Raw genomic sequence first — 221 nt, forward strand, 5'->3', positions numbered from 1 at the left:
ACGCCGTGTTCGCGAAGATAGGCGGCTTGCGCTTCGGTCTCGACACCTTCCGCCACGGAGAACAGCCCAAGCTCTTTTGCCATCTCGATGATATGCAAAGTTACCGAACTCGTCGCCGCGCCTCGTCCGATCGTATCTATAAACGATTTGTCGATCTTGAGCGCATCTACAGGCAAACCTTGAAGATACTGAAGACTTGAATACCCTGTGCCAAAATCGTC

At 52.0% G+C, this 221-nt stretch carries 1 protein-coding gene; it reads right to left on the reverse strand.

Annotated elements, in window-relative coordinates; translation table 11 throughout:
* Positions 1 to 221: EAL domain-containing protein (locus AF337_RS40255; RefSeq protein ID WP_152971022.1), on the reverse strand; the 221-nt coding region annotated here is incomplete at both ends.

This window comes from Rhizobium ecuadorense, assembly GCF_001187535.1.
Taxonomy (GTDB): domain Bacteria; phylum Pseudomonadota; class Alphaproteobacteria; order Rhizobiales; family Rhizobiaceae; genus Rhizobium; species Rhizobium ecuadorense.